Annotated in this window: 30 protein-coding genes; 29 read left to right on the forward strand and 1 reads right to left on the reverse strand. The window is 37.1% G+C overall.

Features of this window, described 5'->3' with window-relative positions; genetic code table 11:
• The first annotated feature begins 3 nt into the window (after nucleotides 1-3).
• From rpsC to rplQ, 22 genes are all read left to right on the forward strand, one after another.
• Nucleotides 4-747 carry a 30S ribosomal protein S3 gene (gene rpsC / locus QF004_RS03400; protein ID WP_133439496.1) on the forward strand — a complete coding sequence of 248 codons (744 nt, stop codon included), beginning with the start codon at nucleotides 4-6 and terminating at the stop codon, nucleotides 745-747.
• Between the two features lie 83 nt (nucleotides 748-830).
• Nucleotides 831-1,256, forward strand: coding sequence for a 50S ribosomal protein L16 (gene rplP / locus QF004_RS03405; protein WP_133439497.1), 426 nt, complete (start codon nucleotides 831-833; stop codon nucleotides 1,254-1,256).
• An 11-nt stretch (nucleotides 1,257-1,267) separates the two neighbouring features.
• The gene (gene rpmC, locus QF004_RS03410) at nucleotides 1,268-1,459 is read left to right on the forward strand and encodes a 50S ribosomal protein L29 (RefSeq protein ID WP_133439498.1); all 192 of its coding nucleotides are present in this window, start codon (nucleotides 1,268-1,270) and stop codon (nucleotides 1,457-1,459) included.
• A 10-nt stretch (nucleotides 1,460-1,469) separates the two neighbouring features.
• Complete coding sequence (gene rpsQ / locus QF004_RS03415) at nucleotides 1,470-1,727, forward strand: 30S ribosomal protein S17 (protein WP_088263399.1); 258 nt, start codon at nucleotides 1,470-1,472, stop codon at nucleotides 1,725-1,727.
• Nucleotides 1,727-2,095, forward strand: a complete 369-nt coding sequence (gene rplN, locus QF004_RS03420; protein WP_133439499.1) for a 50S ribosomal protein L14 — start codon at nucleotides 1,727-1,729, stop codon at nucleotides 2,093-2,095. Before rpsQ ends, rplN begins: the two co-directional genes overlap by 1 nt.
• A gap of 18 nt (nucleotides 2,096-2,113) precedes the next feature.
• Nucleotides 2,114-2,440, forward strand: a complete 327-nt coding sequence (gene rplX / locus QF004_RS03425) for a 50S ribosomal protein L24 (protein WP_133439500.1) — start codon at nucleotides 2,114-2,116, stop codon at nucleotides 2,438-2,440.
• Between the two features lie 10 nt (nucleotides 2,441-2,450).
• Nucleotides 2,451-3,002 (forward strand): 50S ribosomal protein L5, encoded by a 552-nt coding sequence (gene rplE, locus QF004_RS03430; RefSeq protein ID WP_133439501.1) that lies wholly within the window; start codon nucleotides 2,451-2,453, stop codon nucleotides 3,000-3,002.
• 1 nt (nucleotide 3,003) lies between these two features.
• A complete protein-coding gene (gene rpsN, locus QF004_RS03435; RefSeq protein ID WP_133439502.1) occupies nucleotides 3,004-3,273 on the forward strand; it encodes a 30S ribosomal protein S14 in 270 nt (89 codons plus the stop codon).
• A 149-nt stretch (nucleotides 3,274-3,422) separates the two neighbouring features.
• Nucleotides 3,423-3,821 carry a 30S ribosomal protein S8 gene (gene rpsH, locus QF004_RS03440; protein WP_133439503.1) on the forward strand — a complete coding sequence of 133 codons (399 nt, stop codon included), beginning with the start codon at nucleotides 3,423-3,425 and terminating at the stop codon, nucleotides 3,819-3,821.
• A gap of 17 nt (nucleotides 3,822-3,838) precedes the next feature.
• Nucleotides 3,839-4,384, forward strand: a complete 546-nt coding sequence (rplF, locus tag QF004_RS03445; RefSeq protein ID WP_133439504.1) for a 50S ribosomal protein L6 — start codon at nucleotides 3,839-3,841, stop codon at nucleotides 4,382-4,384.
• A 17-nt stretch (nucleotides 4,385-4,401) separates the two neighbouring features.
• Nucleotides 4,402-4,749, forward strand: coding sequence for a 50S ribosomal protein L18 (gene rplR / locus QF004_RS03450; RefSeq protein WP_133439505.1), 348 nt, complete (start codon nucleotides 4,402-4,404; stop codon nucleotides 4,747-4,749).
• An 18-nt stretch (nucleotides 4,750-4,767) separates the two neighbouring features.
• Nucleotides 4,768-5,289 (forward strand): 30S ribosomal protein S5, encoded by a 522-nt coding sequence (gene rpsE / locus QF004_RS03455; protein ID WP_133439506.1) that lies wholly within the window; start codon nucleotides 4,768-4,770, stop codon nucleotides 5,287-5,289.
• Between the two features lie 11 nt (nucleotides 5,290-5,300).
• Nucleotides 5,301-5,477 carry a 50S ribosomal protein L30 gene (gene rpmD, locus QF004_RS03460; protein ID WP_133439507.1) on the forward strand — a complete coding sequence of 59 codons (177 nt, stop codon included), beginning with the start codon at nucleotides 5,301-5,303 and terminating at the stop codon, nucleotides 5,475-5,477.
• Nucleotides 5,478-5,554: 77 nt separating this feature from the next.
• On the forward strand, nucleotides 5,555-6,001 hold the full coding sequence (rplO, locus tag QF004_RS03465; protein WP_307422715.1) for a 50S ribosomal protein L15: 447 nt from the start codon (nucleotides 5,555-5,557) through the stop codon (nucleotides 5,999-6,001).
• An 8-nt stretch (nucleotides 6,002-6,009) separates the two neighbouring features.
• Nucleotides 6,010-7,392 (forward strand): preprotein translocase subunit SecY, encoded by a 1,383-nt coding sequence (secY, locus tag QF004_RS03470; protein WP_133439511.1) that lies wholly within the window; start codon nucleotides 6,010-6,012, stop codon nucleotides 7,390-7,392.
• An 8-nt stretch (nucleotides 7,393-7,400) separates the two neighbouring features.
• Nucleotides 7,401-7,616 (forward strand): translation initiation factor IF-1, encoded by a 216-nt coding sequence (gene infA, locus QF004_RS03475; protein WP_031503426.1) that lies wholly within the window; start codon nucleotides 7,401-7,403, stop codon nucleotides 7,614-7,616.
• Between the two features lie 137 nt (nucleotides 7,617-7,753).
• Nucleotides 7,754-7,870, forward strand: a complete 117-nt coding sequence (gene rpmJ / locus QF004_RS03480) for a 50S ribosomal protein L36 (RefSeq protein ID WP_007839480.1) — start codon at nucleotides 7,754-7,756, stop codon at nucleotides 7,868-7,870.
• Nucleotides 7,871-7,879: 9 nt separating this feature from the next.
• Nucleotides 7,880-8,257, forward strand: coding sequence for a 30S ribosomal protein S13 (gene rpsM, locus QF004_RS03485; RefSeq protein WP_133439512.1), 378 nt, complete (start codon nucleotides 7,880-7,882; stop codon nucleotides 8,255-8,257).
• 12 nt (nucleotides 8,258-8,269) lie between these two features.
• Complete coding sequence (rpsK, locus tag QF004_RS03490) at nucleotides 8,270-8,659, forward strand: 30S ribosomal protein S11 (RefSeq protein WP_027376638.1); 390 nt, start codon at nucleotides 8,270-8,272, stop codon at nucleotides 8,657-8,659.
• A gap of 89 nt (nucleotides 8,660-8,748) precedes the next feature.
• Nucleotides 8,749-9,357 carry a 30S ribosomal protein S4 gene (gene rpsD, locus QF004_RS03495; protein ID WP_133439514.1) on the forward strand — a complete coding sequence of 203 codons (609 nt, stop codon included), beginning with the start codon at nucleotides 8,749-8,751 and terminating at the stop codon, nucleotides 9,355-9,357.
• A 34-nt stretch (nucleotides 9,358-9,391) separates the two neighbouring features.
• Nucleotides 9,392-10,387: a DNA-directed RNA polymerase subunit alpha gene (locus QF004_RS03500; RefSeq protein WP_133439516.1), complete on the forward strand. Its 996-nt coding sequence runs from the start codon at nucleotides 9,392-9,394 to the stop codon at nucleotides 10,385-10,387.
• Between the two features lie 6 nt (nucleotides 10,388-10,393).
• Nucleotides 10,394-10,924 carry a 50S ribosomal protein L17 gene (gene rplQ, locus QF004_RS03505; protein ID WP_133439518.1) on the forward strand — a complete coding sequence of 177 codons (531 nt, stop codon included), beginning with the start codon at nucleotides 10,394-10,396 and terminating at the stop codon, nucleotides 10,922-10,924.
• Nucleotides 10,925-11,091: 167 nt separating this feature from the next.
• Here the strand turns inward: rplQ and QF004_RS03510 are convergent, their stop codons facing one another.
• Nucleotides 11,092-11,514: a hypothetical protein gene (locus QF004_RS03510; RefSeq protein ID WP_307422735.1), complete on the reverse strand. Its 423-nt coding sequence runs from the start codon at nucleotides 11,512-11,514 to the stop codon at nucleotides 11,092-11,094.
• Nucleotides 11,515-11,691: 177 nt separating this feature from the next.
• Here QF004_RS03510 and eno point away from each other — a divergent pair, with 177 nt between their 5' ends.
• The 7 genes from eno to QF004_RS03545 all read left to right on the forward strand — a co-directional run bounded on the left by eno (nucleotide 11,692) and on the right by QF004_RS03545 (nucleotide 19,417).
• A complete protein-coding gene (gene eno, locus QF004_RS03515) occupies nucleotides 11,692-12,984 on the forward strand; it encodes a phosphopyruvate hydratase (protein ID WP_307422737.1) in 1,293 nt (430 codons plus the stop codon).
• A gap of 82 nt (nucleotides 12,985-13,066) precedes the next feature.
• Nucleotides 13,067-14,353: a citrate synthase gene (locus QF004_RS03520; protein ID WP_133439524.1), complete on the forward strand. Its 1,287-nt coding sequence runs from the start codon at nucleotides 13,067-13,069 to the stop codon at nucleotides 14,351-14,353.
• 354 nt (nucleotides 14,354-14,707) lie between these two features.
• Nucleotides 14,708-14,992 carry a hypothetical protein gene (locus QF004_RS03525; RefSeq protein WP_133439526.1) on the forward strand — a complete coding sequence of 95 codons (285 nt, stop codon included), beginning with the start codon at nucleotides 14,708-14,710 and terminating at the stop codon, nucleotides 14,990-14,992.
• Nucleotides 14,989-17,484, forward strand: coding sequence for a phenylacetic acid degradation bifunctional protein PaaZ (gene paaZ / locus QF004_RS03530; protein WP_307422743.1), 2,496 nt, complete (start codon nucleotides 14,989-14,991; stop codon nucleotides 17,482-17,484). Before QF004_RS03525 ends, paaZ begins: the two co-directional genes overlap by 4 nt.
• 115 nt (nucleotides 17,485-17,599) lie before the next feature.
• Entirely contained in the window at nucleotides 17,600-17,824 is a 225-nt protein-coding gene (locus QF004_RS03535; RefSeq protein WP_307422746.1) for a DUF6150 family protein, read from the forward strand.
• A gap of 136 nt (nucleotides 17,825-17,960) precedes the next feature.
• Entirely contained in the window at nucleotides 17,961-18,650 is a 690-nt protein-coding gene (locus QF004_RS03540; RefSeq protein ID WP_307422749.1) for an SMUG2 DNA glycosylase family protein, read from the forward strand.
• Nucleotides 18,650-19,417, forward strand: a complete 768-nt coding sequence (locus tag QF004_RS03545; RefSeq protein WP_307422752.1) for an enoyl-CoA hydratase/isomerase family protein — start codon at nucleotides 18,650-18,652, stop codon at nucleotides 19,415-19,417. Before QF004_RS03540 ends, QF004_RS03545 begins: the two co-directional genes overlap by 1 nt.
• Nucleotides 19,418-19,527: the final 110 nt, after the last annotated feature.

The raw sequence follows: 19,527 nt of genomic DNA on the forward strand, positions 1-19,527 counted from the left end.
GGTATGGGACAGAAGACAAATCCAATTGGTAACAGATTAGGTATCATCAGAGGATGGGATTCAAACTGGTATGGTGGTAAAGATTATGGAGACAGAATCGCAGAGGACTACAAGATCAGAAGATACCTTGAGGCAAGATTATCTAAAGGTGGAATTTCAAAAATCTACATCGAGAGAACATTGAAATTAGTAACCATTACAATTACGACTGCTAGACCGGGATTAATTATCGGTAAAGGAGGACAGGAAGTTGATAAATTGAAAGAAGAATTAAAAAAATTGACGGATAAAGACATCCAGATCAATATCTTCGAAATCAAAAGACCTGAACTCGATGCAGTTTTAGTTGCAGACAGTATCGCAAAGCAAATCGAAAATAGAATTTCTTACAGAAGAGCTGTGAAAATGTCAATTCAAAGCACCATGAGAATGGGAGCCGAAGGAATCAAAGTACAGATCTCTGGAAGATTAAACGGAGCTGAGATGGCAAGAAGCGAATCTTTCAAAGAAGGAAGAATCCCATTGTCAACTTTTAGAGCAGATATCGATTACCATATCGGTGAAGCACTTACTCAGTACGGGAAACTAGGAGTGAAAGTTTGGATTATGAAAGGGGAAGTGTACGGTAAAAGAGACCTTAGCCCATTAGTAGGACAACAGAAAAAAGCACCTGCAGGAAGAGGAGATCGTAACGATCGTAATGACAGAGGAGACAGAGGCGATAGAAGACCAAGAGATAGAAAATAATTAATGAAATTTTGGAGGATACTTTTTAAATGACCGTTACTTTTTTAAAATCTAAAATCTAAAATCTAAAATTCCTAGAAATTATGTTACAACCAAGAAGAACCAAATTCCGTAAAGTTCACAAGATGAAAATGAAGGGGATTGCTCAAAGAGGCAGTCAACTTGCATACGGAACTTTCGGGATCAAAGCTAATGAAGGAGCTTGGATCACTGCAAGACAAATTGAAGCAGCGCGTATTGCTGCAACAAGATATATGAAAAGAGAAGGTCAGTTATGGATCAAAATATTTCCAGACAAGCCTATTACTAAAAAACCAGCCGAAGTAAGGATGGGGAAAGGTAAAGGTGCCGTGGAATATTGGGTATCTGTAGTGAAACCTGGTAAAATTATGTTTGAAGTAGGTGGCGTACCTTATGAAGTTGCAAAAGAAGCACTTCGTCTTGCCGCTCAGAAACTTCCTGTTACTACAAGATTTGTAGTTGCTAACGATTTTGTTCAACCTCAATAATCTTAAAAGAAATGAAAAAAGCTGACATCAAAAATCTAAGCGCAGGAGACATTCAGAACAAACTAGTTGAAGTGAAAGCAGATTTCTATAAAATGAAATTATCGCACAGCATCAGCCCGATTGAAAATCCTATTCAAATCAAAGACTTGAGAAGAACAATCGCAAGACTGGAAACTGAATTAACACTAAAACAACAATCATAATTTTCCTTTTATCATGGATAGAAATTTAAGAAAAGAAAGAATCGGAATCGTTTCTAGCAATAAAATGGAAAAAACCATTGTTGTAAGTGAAACGACGAGAGTAAAACACCCGATGTATGGTAAATTCGTTCTGAAAACGAAAAAATATACCGCTCATGATGAGAACAACGAGTGTACTGAAGGCGATACAGTATTGATTACTGAAACAAGACCTTTAAGTAAAAGTAAAAGATGGAGATTAGTAAGAATCATTGAAAAAGCTAAGTAATGTTACAAACCGAATCAAGATTAAAAGTTGCTGATAACACAGGTGCAAAAGAAGTACTGGTTATTAGAGTTCTAGGAGGAACTAGAAGAAGATATGCTTCAGTTGGTGATAAGATCGTAGTTACTATCAAAGATTCTACACCACAAGGAACTGCAAAAAAAGGAACTATTTCTAAAGCAGTAGTTGTAAGAACAAAAAAAGCAGTAAGACGAAAAGATGGTTCATACATCAAATTCGACGACAACGCATGTGTTCTTTTAAATGCTACCGGTGAAATGAGAGGAACCAGAGTTTTCGGACCTGTGGCTCGTGAACTAAGAGACAAAGAATATATGAAAGTCATTTCATTAGCTCCTGAAGTACTTTAATTTTAAAATTTACAGAAAATGACAAAGTTAAAAATCAAAAGAGGAGATAACGTAATCATCACTACCGGAAAGAAAGAAATTAAAGGTAAAAAAGGTGAGGTTATTGAGGTGATCAGAAAAGAAGGCAAAGACGCCAGAGTAATCGTTGCAGGTTTAAATATTGTTAAAAAACATACCAAACCATCAGCAGGTAACCCACAAGGCGGAATTGTAGAAAAAGAAGCATCAATCCATATTTCAAATGTTATGTTGATCGACAAAAACGGTAAACCAACAAAAACAGGAAGTAAGGTAGAAGGTGATAAAAAAGTGAGAGTTGCTAAATCAACCGGTGAAACTTTATAATTAAACGACGATGGAATATATAGCAAGACCAAAACAAATATATAAAGAGAAAATTGTTCCTACAATGATGGAAGAATTTGGGTACAAATCTGTGATGCAGGTTCCTAAATTATTGAAAATCGTTGTGTCACAAGGTTTGGGTGCAGCAACAGCTGACAAGAAAATTGTTGATTACGGAATCGAAGAACTTACAGCAATCACTGGTCAAAAAGCAGTTGGAACTCTTTCTAAGAAAGATGAAGCAGCTTTCAAATTAAGAAAAGGAATGCCTGTAGGTGCTAGAGTTACTTTAAGATCAAATCAAATGTATGAGTTCTTAGACCGGTTAACTTCTTCAGCTTTGCCACGTATCCGTGATTTTAGCGGTATCAAAGCAGATGGTTTCGACGGTAGAGGAAATTACAACTTAGGGATTACTGAGCAAATCATCTTCCCGGAGATTGCAATTGACAAAGTGAAAAAAATCCAGGGGATGGACATTACTTTTGTAACTTCTGCGAAAACTGACAAAGAAGCTAAATCACTATTAACGCATTTCGGTATGCCTTTCAAAAAGAACTAAGATGGCTAAAGAATCAATGAAAGCGCGCGAGCGCAAAAGAGAAGCAACGGTAGCTAAGTATGCAGAGAAAAGAAAAGCTTTGAAAGAAGCTGGAGATTATCTGGGCTTACAAAAATTACCAAAAGATGCTTCGCCAGTAAGACTACACAACAGATGTAAATTAACTGGAAGACCAAGAGGTTACATGAGAACATTCGGTCTTTCAAGAGTAACTTTCAGAGAAATGGCCAACAACGGTCTTATCCCGGGAGTGAAAAAAGCAAGTTGGTAATAATTTAGAACAATCAAGATGATCAAGTTGATTATTAGATAAAAGAAAAAAGAATAAAGAGAAAGGATTTCGATCTTGGCTCTTTGTTCTTGGCTCTTGGCTCTCTTTTCAAAACTGCTCATCACAAACCAATAATTTAAAATAGAAAAATGGTAACAGATCCAATTTCAGATTTCCTAACCAGAGTAAGGAACGCACAAAGCGCAGGCCACAAAGTGGTGGATATTCCTGCATCGAAAATCAAAAAGGAGATTACAAAAATTTTGTTTGATCAGGGGTATATTTTGAACTACAAGTTCGAAGATAACGCTGTTCAGGGAAACATCAAAATCGCTTTAAAGTACGACAAAACAACCAACAAACCTATCATCAAAAGCATCCAAAGAGCTTCAAGACCAGGTTTGAGACAATACAAAGGTTCAGGTGAACTTCCAAGAGTATTGAACGGTTTGGGAATTGCAATTATCTCAACTTCGAGAGGAGTAATGACCGATAAAAAAGCACGTCAGGAAAAAGTTGGTGGAGAAGTAATCTGCTATGTTTATTAATAAATAATCAAAGGAAAATGTCAAGAATTGGTAAATCAATTATAGAAATTCCCGCTAATGTTACCGTAACCGAAAAAGACGGATTGGTAACTGTGAAAGGACCGAAAGGCGAACTTACACAGCAGTTAGGCGAAGGAATCACTCTAAAGCAAGAAGACGGGATTCTAACTTTAGACCGTCCGTCGGAATCAAAACAACATAAAGCATTACACGGTCTTTACAGAGCGTTAATCAATAATATGGTTCAAGGAACTGCCGAAGGGTGGACCAAAAAACTGGAATTGGTAGGAGTAGGATACAGAGCATCTAATCAAGGAAACAGATTAGATTTAGCTTTAGGATTCTCACACGGGATCGTACTGGATCTTCCTAAAGAAATCGTGGTAGAAACCTTATCTGAAAAAGGTAAAAACCCTATCATTACTTTAACATCATTTGACAAACAATTATTAGGAATGGTTGCTGCAAAGATCAGATCTTTCAGAAAACCAGAACCATATAAAGGAAAAGGTGTTAGATTCGTTGGAGAAATTGTAAGACGTAAAGCTGGTAAATCTGCTTAATTTTAAAACTTAAGAACATGGCACTAAGCAAAGTACAAAAAAGAAATAGAATTAAAAGAAGAGTAAGAGGAAAAATCTCTGGCTCTGCTGAATTACCAAGATTATCAGTTTACAAAAGCAATAAAGAAATTTACGCGCAGTTGATCGACGATAAAGATGGTAAAACTTTAGCCTCAGCTTCATCTAGAACGTTGAATGCGAAAGGTAACAAAACAGAAATCTCTGCAGAAGTAGGTAAAGCAATCGCTGAAAAAGCTAAAGCTGTAGGAATTGAAAAAATAGTGTTCGACAGAAACGGATTCGTATATCATGGTAGAGTGAAAGCTCTGGCTGACGGTGCGAGAGAAGGCGGACTAAAATTCTAATCATTAAATTTCGGAAATATGTTAGGACTAGATAATATAGAAAAAATAAAACCGGGAGGATTAGAACTTAAAGATCGTCTCGTTTCAGTAAACAGAGTAACAAAAGTAACCAAAGGTGGTAGAGCTTTCGGATTTTCTGCAATCGTGGTTGTAGGAGACGAAGCAGGAACTGTTGGTTTCGGTTTAGGAAAATCTAAAGAAGTTGCTTCAGCTATTGCAAAAGCGGTAGAAGATGCAAAGAAAAATTTAGTGAAAGTTCCGGTAGTAAACCATACTATTCCTCACCAAACATCTGCAAGATACGGTGGAGCAGATATCTTCCTGAGACCTGCAACTCACGGTACCGGTGTAATCGCTGGTGGTACAGTTCGTATGGTTATTGAAGCTGCTGGTATTAAAGATATCCTTTCAAAATCTAAAGGTTCATCTAACCCGCATAATGTGGTGAAAGCAACTTTCAAAGCATTATTGGATATCAGAAGACCAGAGGAAATTGCAAGATTGAGAGGTATTTCATTAAATAAAGTGTTTAACGGTTAATAAGTAAAGCAATGGCAAAAATTCAAATCAAACAAGTAAGAAGCGCTATTGGTAGAACCAAAACTCAAAAGAGAACGCTTGAAGCATTAGGATTGAAAAAACTTCACCAAGTGGTAGAACATGACGATACTCCTGCAATTCTAGGAATGGTAGCGGCGGTAGGTCACTTATTAGAAGTACAAAAATAGAAAATTGACAAAGAGACCAAGAGACTTGATAATGATAGTCTCTTATCTCTAATCTTTAAATCTCAAATCTAAAAATAATGAATTTAAATAATATTAGACCTGCAGCAGGTTCTACTCACAGTACGAAAAGAATCGGTAGAGGACAAGGTAGTGGTAAAGGGGGTACAGCTGGGAAAGGTCACAATGGTCAGCAAGCAAGAGCTGGTTATTCTCAGAAAATTGGTTTCGAAGGTGGACAAATGCCTTTGCAAAGAAGATTACCGAAATTCGGTTTTACCAATATCAATAGAAAAGAGTATAGAGGAATTAATGTTGATACCCTTCAACTTTTGGCTGATACCAAAAATATCACTGAAATTACTCAAGAAGTATTAGTAGAAAATGGTTTAGCTAAAAAAAGCGAAATCGTGAAAATTATGGGTAGAGGAGAGTTGAAAGCTGGTATTTCAATTTCTGCACACAAATTCACTAAATCTGCAGAAGAAGCTATTGCTAAAGCTGGAGGTAAAGCAATTACTCTTTAATATTTACAATGAAAGAATTTATACAAACACTAAAAAACATTTGGAGTCTTAAGGAACTGAGAGAAAAGATACTTTTTACTCTTGGAATCGTCCTAGTGTATAGATTCGCATCTTATATTTCCTTACCGGCCATTAACATGGCAGAGGTAGGGAATCTTTTGGATATTTATAAAAACCAGGGAGGCAACAAGCAAGGAGCAGGACTTCTTGGCTTGCTTTCTTCGTTTACAGGTGGGGCATTTAGCCGGGCGTCCATTATGGCGCTCGGAATTATGCCTTATATTTCTGCTTCCATTATTGTGCAGTTAATGGGTATGGCAATTCCGTACCTTCAGAAATTGCAGAAAGATGGAGAAAGTGGTAGAAATACCTTAAACCAAATTACAAGATGGTTAACTATTGCAGTTTGTTTGGTACAGGCACCTTCTTACCTTACTTCAATCACTCAGATGTTCTTGCCGCACGCACAGTTTGCTTCTGCTTACTATGTAAATCCGCAGTCCATTATGTTCTGGTTGCCTAGTATCGTAATTTTGGTCGCTGGTTCTGTATTCGCGATGTGGTTAGGAGAGAAGATTACCGATAAAGGAATCGGAAACGGGATATCCATCCTTATTATGGTGGGGATTCTTGCTGATTTTCCAGGTGCTTTCATTCAGGAAGTTGCAACTCAAACAGGTAAAGGTGGTTTTGGTACCATTATGATCCTTATTGAAGTGCTGTTTTGGATGTTGGTTGTTCTTTTGGCAATCGTTCTTTCGGTCGCAGTTCGCAAAATTCCTATTCAATATGTAAGTAGAGCGCAAGCAAGAGGTGGGGTAAATAAAAATTTAATGCAAGGTGCAAGACAATGGATTCCTTTAAAAGTAAATGCTTCTGGAGTTATGCCAATCATCTTCGCGCAGGCTTTAATGTTTGTTCCTGGATTATTAACGAAAGTTGATGAATCAAATACCTTCTTAGCAGGATTCAAAAATGTATTTAGTTGGCAGTACAATGTATTGTTTGCTTTATTAATTATCATCTTCTCATTTTTCTATACCGCAATTACGATTCCGGTGAATCAAATGGCTGATGATTTAAAGAGAAATGGTGGACTGATTCCTAAGGTAAGACCCGGGAAAGAAACCGCTGATTATCTGGATGATATTTTGTCAAAAATTACCTTGCCAGGTTCTATCTTTTTAGCTATCTTTGCAATCCTTCCGGCACTTGTGCATGGAGCGTTTGTTCAGACCGATCGTTTTGCCCTGTTTTTCGGGGGTACATCACTTTTGATTATGGTCGGGGTGATCTTAGATACTGTACAGCAAATCAATACGTATTTGTTGAATCATCATTACGATGGGTTAATGCAGTCTAAATTGTCTAGAACAAACAATAATTTGTAATTAGATAAATGGCAAAACAAAAACATATTGAACAAGACGGCGTTATTACGGAAGCACTTTCGAACGCCCAATTCCGTGTCGAGCTAGAAAATGGGCATGTACTTATTGCACACATTTCTGGTAAGATGCGAATGCATTATATTAAACTTTTACCTGGAGACAAGGTAAAATTAGAGTTATCTCCTTATGACTTGTCAAAAGGAAGAATCACATTTAGATATTAATTTCAGAGCAATCTGGGAATTATTATAAACGGAAACAAAATGAAATCGCAGGATTCCATTTGTCATTTAAATATTTAAACAAAAGGGAATGTAATCACAGGATTCCATTTAACCGTTGGAAAATTAAACAAAATCAAATGAAAGTTAGAGCATCTATCAAAAAAAGAAGTGCTGATTGTAAAATCGTTCGCAGGAAAGGCGTTCTGTTTGTAATCAACAAGAAGAACCCAAAATTTAAACAAAGACAAGGCTAAAATTAAATTATGGCGAGAATTTCCGGTATTGATTTACCAAAAAACAAAAGAGGCGTTATCGGTTTAACTTATATCTATGGTGTCGGAAGAAGTACTTCTTCTGAAATCTTGAAAGCAGCCGGCATCAGCGAAGACAAGAAAGTCAACGAATGGAATGACGATGAATTGGCATTGATCAGAAACTACATCACTGAAAACATCAAAGTGGAAGGTGAATTGCGTTCTGAAACACAACTAAACATCAAGCGATTGATGGATATTGGTTGCCAACGAGGAATACGTCACAGACTGGGATTACCTTTAAGAGGACAAAGAACGAAGAATAATTCTAGAACCCGAAAAGGAAAGAGAAAAACTGTTGCTAACAAGAAAAAAGCAAGTAAATAATCGGTAAGAATTATGGCAAAACAGACAAAAGCAGTTAAGAAAAGAAAAGTAAAAGTTGAAGCAATTGGTGAAGCACATATCCAGGCGACTTTCAACAATATCATCATTTCTTTAACAAATAAAAGTGGAGAAGTAATCTCATGGGCATCTGCCGGAAAAATGGGATTCAGAGGTTCAAAGAAGAATACTCCTTTTGCGGCTCAAATGGCTGCGGAAAATTGCTCAACAGTAGCACACGACGCTGGACTACGAAGAGTAAAGGTTTACGTGAAAGGTCCTGGAGCAGGTAGAGAATCTGCAATCAGAACTATTCACAATTCAGGAATTGAAGTTAGTGAAATCGTTGATGTGACTCCAATGCCACACAATGGTTGTAGACCACCAAAAAGAAGAAGAGTATAATCTATTATTTTATGTTTTAGCTTTAAATAATAATGAGCAAACATTATTAATCTAAAATCTAAAATCTAGAATCTAAAATCTTAAAAAATATGGCAAGATATATTGGACCAAAAACAAAGATTGCAAGAAAGTTTGGAGTTGCAATCTACGGAGATGACAAAAACTTCGAGAAAAGAAAAAACCAACCGCCGGGACAACACGGTGTAAATAAAAGAAGAAACCAGAAGAAATCCGAGTATGCTGTTCAGTTGATGGAAAAGCAGAAAGCGAAATATACTTATGGTATTTTAGAAAAGCAATTTGCTAACCTATACCAAAAAGCGGTAAGAGCTAGAGGAGTTACAGGTGAAGTTCTTTTGCAGTTATGTGAATCGAGATTAGACAATGTAGTATACAGATTAGGGTTTGCGAAAACCAGAGCTGGAGCAAGACAATTGGTTTCTCACAGACACATCACAGTAAATGGAGAATTGGTAAACATCGCTTCATATTCAATGAAAGCAGGAGACGTAGTTGCAGTGAGAGAGAAATCAAAATCTCTTGAAGTAATTGCTGATTCATTGGCTTACAGATCTACTTATGAGTGGTTGCAATTTAACGACGAGAAAAAAGAAGGTACTTTCGTAGCTGCTCCGGAGAGAATCCAAATCCCGGAAGATTTGAAAGAACAATTGATCGTCGAACTTTACTCTAAATAATAATTTTTTCAAATTTTTGCTCAACCCAAATTATATGGCAATTTTAACATTTATTAAACCCGATAAAGTAATCCTCCTTAACTCCAATGAATTCAAAGGCCAATTTGAATTCAGACCATTAGAGCAAGGGTTTGGACTTACCATCGGTAATGCTTTGAGAAGAGTTTTACTTTCTTCTCTTGAAGGATATGCTATTTCATCTATCAAAATAGAAGGCGTAGAGCACGAATTTTCAACAATTCCAGGTGTAATTGAAGACGTTACAGAAATTATTCTGAACCTGAAACAATTAAGACTGAGAGCGAAATCTGAGACTGCAACTGCAGAAGAAGTGACTGCCAAAGTATCTGGGCAAACTACTGTAACAGCTGGCGACTTAGGAAAATCAATGCAAGATTTTGAAGTATTGAATCCTGACTTAGTTATCTGTTCAACAAACAAAGACGTGAAATTTGAAATCACGTTCAATATTGAGAAAGGTAGAGGTTATGTTCCTTCCGAACAAAACAAATCAAACAATGCTCCTATCGGAACTATTGCTATTGATTCCATCTATACTCCGATCAAAAAAGTACAGTACAGTGTTGAAAACTATCGTGTCGAGCAAAAAACAGACTACGAAAAACTCGTTTTGGATATTGAAACTGATGGTTCTATCAGTCCTCAAAATGCTTTAACTGAAGCTTCTAAGATATTAATTTATCATTTCATGCTGTTCTCCGATGAGAGAATTACGCTGGAAACTGAAGCGGTAAAAGCGTCGATTCAATACGATGAAGAAACCTTACATACCAGACAACTACTGAAATCGAAATTAGTAGATATGGATTTGTCGGTAAGAGCATTAAACTGCTTGAAAGCTGCTGAAGTGGAAACTTTAGGAGAACTGGTTTCTTACACCAAGTCTGATTTGATGAAATTCAGAAATTTCGGTAAAAAATCTTTAACAGAATTAGAAGAATTAGTGCATGCAAAAGGTCTTAACTTCGGTTTCGACGTTGCTAAATATAAATTAGACGCTGATAAATAACAAACAATGAGACACGGTAAAAAATTCAATCACTTATCTAGAACAGCTTCTCACAGAAGTGCTTTGCTTTCTAATATGGCTTGTTCTCTTATTGAGCATAAAAGAATCAACACAACTGTTGCTAAAGCGAAAGCTTTAAGAGTATATGTTGAGCCGATCCTTACAAAAGCGAAAGAAGATACAACACACAACAGAAGAACAGTTTTCTCTTACCTGCAAAGCAAAGAAGCAGTTACTGAATTATTCAGAACAATTGCTCCTAAAATCGCAGAAAGAAACGGTGGTTACACAAGAATCATCAAAACTGGATTCAGACAGGGCGATGCTGCCGATATGGCAATGATCGAACTTGTAGATTTCAACGAACTTTACAACCCGAACGCTGAAGAGAAAAAAGTAACAAGAAGAAGCAGAAGATCTACTCCTAAAGCAGCAGAAGCTGTTGCGGAAGTAAAAGAAACTCCTGCTAAAGAAGTTAAAACTGACGAGCCAGTTGCAGAAGCTGCTGACGCTACAGAAGAAAAAGCGGGAGAATAATATTCCCCGACTTTTTATACATAAAAATCCGTTCAATTTAATTTGAACGGATTTTTTATTTTAAGAATTAAGGTTTGTTTTTATCTGCCTTAACTTTTTATTTTGATCGTTGTAATTTACTTTTGAAATCAAAATGTAAAATCCAAATATTTCTTACTTGGCTCTTCCTATTGTCCTCTCGCTTTCTTCAAATGAATCACATTTTTTTCCTGTGTAATAGTAACAGAGTCGTTTTTAGCCACAATCGTAATATCAAAATTTCCATAAACGCCTCCTTTTGGCCAACCCTCTTTTTGTGGAGCGGAAATGGTCTTATTATTACTTCGGATGCTGATTGTTTTTTCTTTAGGCGTGTTTTTAAAAGTAACCAAAGCCGATGATCCATCATCTGCTACATAGCGTTCCGTGTATTCAGGTGCATCAGTGTTTACACCGGTTGTAATTGCGGGAGTAGTCATGCTGTCCTTGGGAAGATCTGCAGAATACCCGTTTTCCTGTTTGATAATGCTTTTATTTCCTTCGGTGTTTTTTTTACAGCTGAATGTGAGAAGAAGCAATGAACTTGCTGCGAGGATGAATATTTTTTTCATTGTTAAAGTTTTAGTGGTAAATCAAATTTAATGATAAGTTTTCTAATTATCAATATCCTGTTAAAATTAACTAAAATTTAACTCAAACCTATTTAAAATCATCGCATATAACCCTTACAATCATTCAATTTTCACTAAATTTGTACTTCATATTAAATAATACTAAAAAATCATACAATGAGTTATATTTCTTACATTGAAGCGAGGCAGATTTTAGATTCCAGAGGAAATCCTACCATCGAAGTTGATGTGTTCACAGAGAATGGTGCGATGGGTCGTGCTGCTGTTCCTTCCGGAGCATCTACCGGTGAGCATGAAGCCGTGGAATTACGTGATGGCGGCTCTGATTTCTTAGGAAAAGGTGTTTTAAAAGCAGTCGAAAATGTAAGAGAAGTAATCGCGCCGGAATTAGTTGGACTTCCCGTGTGGGATCAAAACTTTATCGATCAGATTATGATCGAATTAGACGGTACCAAAAATAAAAGTAATCTCGGAGCCAATGCTATTTTAGGTGTTTCTTTGGCCGCCGCAAAAGCTGCAGCGACAGAATTAAGAATGCCTTTGTATAAATATGTTGGCGGAGTTAATGCCAATACACTTCCTGTTCCGATGATGAACGTAATTAATGGTGGTTCGCATTCTGATGCGCCAATCGCTTTTCAGGAATTCATGATCATGCCGGTCAAAGCAGAGTCTTTTTCTGATTCTCTAAGAAAAGGAACCGAAATTTTCCACAGTTTAAAATCAATTTTACACGACAGAGGTTTGTCAACTGCGGTTGGTGATGAAGGTGGTTTTGCACCGAAATTCAAAGGAACTGAAGACGCTTTAGATACGCTTTCACAAGCGGTTGAAAAAGCAGGTTACAAAGTAGGAGATGATATTATGTTTGCCTTAGATTGTGCTGCGTCAGAATTCTATAAAGACGGAATGTACGATTATAGAAAATTTGAGACTCCGGAATCTGCGCATTTCAACAGAAGCGAACAGGTGAATTACTTAGCAGACCTGGCAGCGAAATATCCGATTATTTCGATAGAAGACGGAATGCACGAAGACGATTGGGAAGGTTGGAAAATGTTAACTGAGAAAATCGGTGACCGCGTTCAATTGGTTGGTGACGATTTATTTGTAACTAATGTTGAAAGACTTTCAAGAGGAATCAACGAAGGAATCGCAAATTCAATTCTCGTTAAAGTAAACCAAATCGGAACATTATCAGAAACGATGGATGCTGTTCAAATGGCTCAGCACAACCGTTATACAACCGTGATGTCTCACAGATCTGGTGAAACGGAGGATTATACGATCGCAGATTTAGCCGTTGCAATGAATTGCGGACAGATCAAAACCGGTTCCGCTTCCCGTTCAGACAGAATGGCGAAATACAACCAGTTACTGCGTATTGAAGAAGCTTTGGGAGAAACTGCATATTTCCCGGGACTTGACGCATTCAAAATAAAACGATAATAGAAAAAATTCATGGAAAGACTGCCAAAAACACTTGCGGTATTATTCCAATATTTATAAATTAGTAAAAAATTAAATTATAATGTCAGATAACAAAGTTATATTAAACTATGATGGTAAAGCATTTGAATATCCAATCGTAGAAAGCACTATCGGTGATAGAGGAATAGATATATCAAAGCTAAGAGACCAGACCGGTTTGATTACTTTAGATTTAGGATATAAGAACACAGGAGCTACTTTAAGTGACATCACTTATCTTGACGGTGACAAGGGTGAACTGTATTACAGAGGATATCCAATCGAGCAAATCGCCGAAAAATCAAACTTTACAGAAGTAATGTATCTTTTGTTAAACGGTAATTTACCAACAACAGATCAGTTCGCAGGTTTCGAAAAAGGAATTAAAAAATACAATTTCGTGGCGGACGAAATGAAAAGACTGATCGATGTTTTCCCTCGTTCTGCCCATCCAATGGGAGTTTTATCTTCATTAACTTCTGCGCTTACTGCATTTAATCCAAAAGCGGTAGACGTACGGTCAAAAGAAGAAATGGACCACGCCGCAGAAATGTTGATCGCCAAATTCTCTCACCTTTGTGCGTGGACGTACCGTAAAAAAATGGGACTTCCGATCAATCACGGAGATGACAGTCTAAACTATGTGGAGAATTTCTACAAAATGTGTTTCCGTCGTCCAAACCAGGAATTTGAACTGGATCCTGTCGTTGTTGGAGCTTTAGATAAATTATTAATGCTTCACGCAGATCACGAACAAAACTGTTCTACATCAACGGTAAGAATGGTTGGTTCAGCTCACACAGGATTATTCGCGTCCGTTTCAGCAGGTATTTCTGCACTTTGGGGACCACTTCACGGTGGGGCAAACCAGGCAGTGATCGAAATGTTGGAAATGATTGAACAGGATGGAGGAAATGTTGCAAAATATGTGGAAAAAGCTAAAAATAAAGACGATGATTTCCGTCTAATGGGCTTCGGACACAGAGTTTACAAAAACTTCGATCCAAGAGCAACCATCATCAAAAAAGCAGCAGATGATATTTTGAATTCATTAGGAATTCAGGACAAAGCTTTAGATATTGCACGTCAGTTAGAAAGAGTAGCTTTGGAAGACGACTATTTCGTAAGCAGAAAATTATATCCAAATGTAGATTTCTATTCCGGAATTATTTACCGCGCTTTAGGAATCCCAACCGAAATGTTCACCGTAATGTTCGCGTTAGGGCGATTACCAGGCTGGATTTCTCAGTGGAAAGAAATGCGTTTGCACAACGATCCAATCGGACGTCCAAGACAGGTTTATCAGGGAGCGCCAAAACGTGATTACGTTGATATGAACGCAAGATAATCTTAAATGATATTACAAATTTCCCTTTCAATTTATTTTGAGAGGGATTTTTTTTGAAGTACTTGGGCGCACATTTCCGGCTGTCACTACTCGCTTTTTTCTTGCCCAAGCTTTATCCATGCCTAAGAAAAAGAGCTCAAACATACCGTTCCATCCGGGGCGCAGATTCGTAACTAAAACAAAATTTTAGCAAAATTGAAAATTTCTGTATCTTAACCCACGGAAAAGCATCTGTTTTTTAATTCAATAGGAACGGGCTTTAGCCCTCTTAATACCTTAATGTTTGAAAAAAATCATATCAAAAATCTTAATTTCGCAACTTCACTTCATCCCAAATAAATAGTAGTACTGATAATGAATCCCAAAAATAAAAAAATAATAATTGCCGCATTTTTAATTCTAATTGCTTTGAATGCGGTTGCATTTTACGTTATTCAGGAAGGAATCGGGATCGCAAAAGCAATCAAAAATACCGAAAATAAAGAAGTCTTAAAGTCATTAGAGCAAAAACAAATTTTCAGTGATGTTTTTCCATCACTTGTTTTTACCATCGATATTGCATTGATATTCTTTGTATGTTATCTCCTAATTAAAATGCTCTTCAAAAGTTTAAAAAAATCCACACCTACTCAAAAATGAAATTAAAAAATTACATCAACGGACAATGGATCGAAGGATCAGGAAATGAAATACCATTATATAACGCCGTAAATGGCGAATTGGTCGCGATTTCAGATACCGAAGGAATCAATTTTGAACAAGCCTTAGATTACGGAAGAACTGTAGGTTACCAAAATCTTTCTTCCATGACCTTCTACGATCGAGGTGAAATGTTGAAGAAAGTGGCTCTTTATTTATTAGAAAGAAAGAAAAAATATTACGATTTATCTTATAAAACTGGTGCAACTCACGCCGATTCCTGGGTGGATATCGAAGGAGGTTTCGGAACATTCTTCACTTATTCAGGACTTGCAAAAAGAATGTTACCCAACACTCCATTTTGGGTTGATAGCGATACGCAGAAACTTTCTGCTAACGGAACTTTTATTGGGACGCATATTTTGACGCCAAGCGAAGGCGTTTCCGTTCAGATTAATGCGTACAACTTCCCTGTTTGGGGAATGTTAGAAAAACTATCAACTTCTCTATTAGCGGGAGTTCCAAGTATTGTAAAACCTGCAACACCAGGTTCCTATTTAACCAACGCGGTTTTTCAGGATATGATCGAAAGCGGTTTCCTTCCCGAAGGTGCAATTCAGTTAGTTTGTGGAGAACCGGGAAATATTCTTGATTATGTTCAGGATGGCGATTCTGTGCTTTTTACAGGTTCAGCTTCGACCGGAAAAAAATTAAAATCTTTACCATCCATTTCTAGAAATGCGGCCCGTTTCAATATGGAAGCAGATTCTTTAAACTGTTCAATCCTCGGTCTCGACGCAAAACCCGGAACACCGGAATTTGATCTGTTCATCAAAGAAGTTCGGACAGAAATGACGACCAAAGCAGGACAGAAATGTACGGCAATCCGAAGAATCATTGTCCCAGAAAATTTAGTGGGTGATGTTCAGAATGCTTTGTCCAAAGCTTTAGATCAAACCAAAATTGGAAATCCTTTAAGCCGTGAAACCAGAATGGGTTCCATCGTTGGTAAAAAAGAAATGGCCGTTTTGGAAGAAAAAATAGAACTGCTTAAAGCCGAAACAGAATTGATTTACGATGGGAAACAGGAATTGATAGATGCAGATTATGAAAAAGGTGCCTTTGTGACTCCTAAAGTATTCTACAATGACAAGCCTTTTCAAAAGAACTCTTCCCACGAAGTAGAAGCTTTCGGTCCGGTTTCAACGATTATGCCGTACAAAGATGCAGAAGAAGCCGCCGCTTTGGCAAAACGGGGGAAAGGAAGTTTGGTAGGTTCCATTATTTCTCACGATGAAAAATTCGTTGCAGAAACCTCCTGGAAAATGGCTTCCTCTCATGGAAGAATTTTCGTGTTAAACAGAGATAATGCCAAAGAATCGACCGGTCACGGTTCGCCTTTGCCAACCTTAATGCACGGCGGTCCCGGAAGAGCAGGCGGTGGAGAAGAAATGGGCGGATTGAACGGTCTTCATTTCTTTCTTCAGAAAACAGCGATTCAGGGTTCTCCGGATATTTTGACGGCAATTACCAAAATTTATCAGCAAGGGGCAACTCAACATTTTTCAGACAAACATCCATTCAGAAAATATTTCGAAGAAGTAGAAGTTGGTGATTCATTGGAAACAGCCGGAAGAACTGTAACGGAAGCCGATATCGTTAATTTTTCCAATGTTTCGTGGGATCATTTCTATGCTCACACCGATTCAACTTCTCTGAACGGAACCATTTTCGATCAAACGGTTGCGCATGGATATTTTATTCTTTCCGCGGCAGCAGGATTATTTGTTTCAGGGAAAAAAGGTCCGGTCATTGCCAATTATGGTTTAGAAAATGCAAATTTCTTTAAACCCGTTTACGCCGGAGACACAATCACAGTTTATTTAACGGCAAAAGAGAAAATCAACAAAGGCGTGAAAGGAAGAAATATTCCGAGTGGCGTTGTAAAGTGGTTGGTGGAAGTGGTTAATCAGCGCGAAGAAACTGTTTGCGTCGCCACAATCTTGACTTTGGTAGCAAAAAAATCTCCTTTCATAAAAATTGACTATAAAGATTTTGCGAAAAGATTAAACAATTTAAATGAGCAATCTGCGCCGATTTGGGGAAAAATGAATGCACAACAAATGTTGGAACATTTAGAAACCACCATGAAATACAGCACTGGAGAATTGGAAACTTCGGAATGTAAAACACCGGAAGAACATTTAGAAAAATATCAGGATTCACTTTATAATTTCAGAAAAATGCCGAAAGATTTTCCCGCCCCTTTTTTAGAAGAGGGAAAACTACCCGAATTAAAATATAAAAACCTGGATGAAGCCAAAACTCATTTTATAGAATCGGTAAAGAATTATCAGATTTATTACCGTGAAAATCCGGAAGCTGAACATTTACATTTTGTTTTCGGAAAATTAAATAAAGAGATGATGGAATTATTTCATCAAAAGCATGTGACCCATCACTTTGAACAATTTGGACTTTTTACCAGTTAATTGCCATAAGAAAATCTTTAGCCTTCTTTTTTGGTGTCTTTTTTGCCTTGCAGTTTTCTGCGCAGAAAGTTTTCTATGTTGAGTATCAAAGTCAAGCCGATGTGAAGTTTTTGTGGTGAAATATGAAAGCCAGGCAGATTTGAATGTTTATAAAGTAGATTATCAAAGTCAAGCAGACGGAAATGAAGGGAAATGGTTCTTTGTTAAATATTCGGGTCAGGCAGATAAGAAGATTTATTTCGTTGATTATGAAAGTCAGGCAGATTTGAAAATATTTTTTGTGAAATATCAAAGTCAGGCTGGCTGGAATAAGAAAGAAAAGAAGCAGTTGATGTATTGAAGGGATGATTTAAAACACATTTATTAATGGTGTAAATGTTCCAAAGGAATATTATCTCTGTAGCATTGAATTAAAAATAATGAATTTGCGTTCCGGAGGAACGCTATCTAATGACCATTAAACTAAAGGTACTATTTTGAAAAAAAACATCGGAGAACAAGTTGTGGCATTCAACAGGCAGTTGCATTATTCAGGCGATCTTCCTGAAGGCTTCCACGTGCTCAATCCGTTCTTCGATAATCCCGAAACTTTAACGGTGATGACCGAATTTTATCAGAAATTTTACAATGACCATAACCAGAGGAAATTCATAATCGGAATAAATCCCAGCCGCCACGGAGCAGGAGTTACCGGCGTTCCATTTACCGACACCAAAAGATTGGAAACCGTTTGCGGAATCGAAATGAAATCGGCTCATACGCATGAGATTTCCTCTGTTTTCCTATATGACGTGATCGGACAGTTTGGAGGGCCGGAACAGTTTTATAAAGAGTTTTATATCAACTCGCCTTTCCCTTTAGCGATTGTCAGAAATACGGTTAGAGGTAATTTAAACGCCAATTATTACGACGACAAAAATCTATTCGAAGCTGTAAAACCTTTTATGATTCAAAGTTTAAAGGATCATATCAGTCTGGGTTTAGACACTTCAGAGGTCTTTATTTTAGGAAAAAAGAATGCTACTTTTATTGATAAAATCAACAGTCAGGAACATTTTTTTGATAAAATGACGGTGCTGGAACATCCCAGATATATTCAGCAATACAAAAGCAAAGAGAAACAATTATACATCGATAAATATTTAATCGCCTTAAATAAAGCATAATGAACAACGGATTTGTAACCCAGGAAATAAAAAACAACATCGCCGAAATCACTTTCGGTACACCAAAAAGCAATTCTTTGCCGGGAGAGATTTTAGAAAAACTCGCAAAAACGATTTTAGAAAGCGGCAAAGATCAAAATGTAAAAGCAATCCTTTTAAAATCGGAAGGTGAAAAAGCCTTTTGTGCCGGAGCAAGTTTCGATGAATTACTGGAAATTGAAGAACTGGAAAAATCAAAAATATTTTTCGGTGGATTTGCTAAAGTTTTGAATGCCATGCGAAATTGCGGAAAATTAGTCATCGTAAGAGTTCAGGGAAAAACAACCGGAGGCGGCGTGGGAATCGCCTGTGCCGCAGATTATTGTTTCGCTACCAAAGATTCTGCAATGGCTTTAACGGAATTGAATTTGGGAATTGGACCGTTTGTGATCGGGCCTTTCGTAGAAAGAAAAATTGGAAAATCAGCCTATTCAGCGATGTCGGTTGATGCAGATTTCCGAAGTGCCGACTGGTGTGAAATGCACGATGTTTATCATTCGGTATCAGAAAATATTGAGAAAATGGATGAGAAAATTAATGCGTTCATGGAAAAATTATCTTCAAGAAGTTCAGATGCTTTGGCTTTAATTAAAAAAGTTTCGTGGGAAGGAACCGAACATTTTGACCAATTAATGCCGGAAAGAATATTGATGAGTGCTTCTTTGATTTTAGAAGATTCTGCCAAAGAAAATATTGGGAAAATTAAAGAAAGGCTTCGTGCGAAATAGTGATGAAGACAAATATTTATAGAAAAAGTTCTGATTTTATGCGCTAATTTTGATAGTGCAAAACATATTATCAAAGAAGCAGAAATTAATTTTTCCGCTTCTTTTATTTT

Origin of the sequence: Chryseobacterium sp. MDT2-18 (assembly GCF_030815285.1) — a bacterium.
GTDB lineage: Bacteria > Bacteroidota > Bacteroidia > Flavobacteriales > Weeksellaceae > Kaistella > Kaistella salivictor.

Excerpts from the sequence above, each read along its gene's own strand:
- rpsC (WP_133439496.1), top strand. The coding sequence starts at position 4 with ATGGGACAGAAGACAAATCCAATTGGTAACAGATTAGGTATCATCAGA.
- rplP (WP_133439497.1), top strand. The coding sequence starts at position 831 with ATGTTACAACCAAGAAGAACCAAATTCCGTAAAGTTCACAAGATGAAA.
- rpmC (WP_133439498.1), top strand. The coding sequence starts at position 1,268 with ATGAAAAAAGCTGACATCAAAAATCTAAGCGCAGGAGACATTCAGAAC.
- rplN (WP_133439499.1), top strand. The coding sequence starts at position 1,727 with ATGTTACAAACCGAATCAAGATTAAAAGTTGCTGATAACACAGGTGCA.
- rplX (WP_133439500.1), top strand. The coding sequence starts at position 2,114 with ATGACAAAGTTAAAAATCAAAAGAGGAGATAACGTAATCATCACTACC.
- rplE (WP_133439501.1), top strand. The coding sequence starts at position 2,451 with ATGGAATATATAGCAAGACCAAAACAAATATATAAAGAGAAAATTGTT.
- rpsN (WP_133439502.1), top strand. The coding sequence starts at position 3,004 with ATGGCTAAAGAATCAATGAAAGCGCGCGAGCGCAAAAGAGAAGCAACG.
- rpsH (WP_133439503.1), top strand. The coding sequence starts at position 3,423 with ATGGTAACAGATCCAATTTCAGATTTCCTAACCAGAGTAAGGAACGCA.
- rplF (WP_133439504.1), top strand. The coding sequence starts at position 3,839 with ATGTCAAGAATTGGTAAATCAATTATAGAAATTCCCGCTAATGTTACC.
- rplR (WP_133439505.1), top strand. The coding sequence starts at position 4,402 with ATGGCACTAAGCAAAGTACAAAAAAGAAATAGAATTAAAAGAAGAGTA.
- rpsE (WP_133439506.1), top strand. The coding sequence starts at position 4,768 with ATGTTAGGACTAGATAATATAGAAAAAATAAAACCGGGAGGATTAGAA.
- rpmD (WP_133439507.1), top strand. The coding sequence starts at position 5,301 with ATGGCAAAAATTCAAATCAAACAAGTAAGAAGCGCTATTGGTAGAACC.
- rplO (WP_307422715.1), top strand. The coding sequence starts at position 5,555 with ATGAATTTAAATAATATTAGACCTGCAGCAGGTTCTACTCACAGTACG.
- secY (WP_133439511.1), top strand. The coding sequence starts at position 6,010 with ATGAAAGAATTTATACAAACACTAAAAAACATTTGGAGTCTTAAGGAA.
- infA (WP_031503426.1), top strand. The coding sequence starts at position 7,401 with ATGGCAAAACAAAAACATATTGAACAAGACGGCGTTATTACGGAAGCA.
- rpmJ (WP_007839480.1), top strand. The coding sequence starts at position 7,754 with ATGAAAGTTAGAGCATCTATCAAAAAAAGAAGTGCTGATTGTAAAATC.
- rpsM (WP_133439512.1), top strand. The coding sequence starts at position 7,880 with ATGGCGAGAATTTCCGGTATTGATTTACCAAAAAACAAAAGAGGCGTT.
- rpsK (WP_027376638.1), top strand. The coding sequence starts at position 8,270 with ATGGCAAAACAGACAAAAGCAGTTAAGAAAAGAAAAGTAAAAGTTGAA.
- rpsD (WP_133439514.1), top strand. The coding sequence starts at position 8,749 with ATGGCAAGATATATTGGACCAAAAACAAAGATTGCAAGAAAGTTTGGA.
- QF004_RS03500 (WP_133439516.1), top strand. The coding sequence starts at position 9,392 with ATGGCAATTTTAACATTTATTAAACCCGATAAAGTAATCCTCCTTAAC.
- rplQ (WP_133439518.1), top strand. The coding sequence starts at position 10,394 with ATGAGACACGGTAAAAAATTCAATCACTTATCTAGAACAGCTTCTCAC.
- QF004_RS03510 (WP_307422735.1), bottom strand. The coding sequence starts at position 11,514 with ATGAAAAAAATATTCATCCTCGCAGCAAGTTCATTGCTTCTTCTCACA.
- eno (WP_307422737.1), top strand. The coding sequence starts at position 11,692 with ATGAGTTATATTTCTTACATTGAAGCGAGGCAGATTTTAGATTCCAGA.
- QF004_RS03520 (WP_133439524.1), top strand. The coding sequence starts at position 13,067 with ATGTCAGATAACAAAGTTATATTAAACTATGATGGTAAAGCATTTGAA.
- QF004_RS03525 (WP_133439526.1), top strand. The coding sequence starts at position 14,708 with ATGAATCCCAAAAATAAAAAAATAATAATTGCCGCATTTTTAATTCTA.
- paaZ (WP_307422743.1), top strand. The coding sequence starts at position 14,989 with ATGAAATTAAAAAATTACATCAACGGACAATGGATCGAAGGATCAGGA.
- QF004_RS03545 (WP_307422752.1), top strand. The coding sequence starts at position 18,650 with ATGAACAACGGATTTGTAACCCAGGAAATAAAAAACAACATCGCCGAA.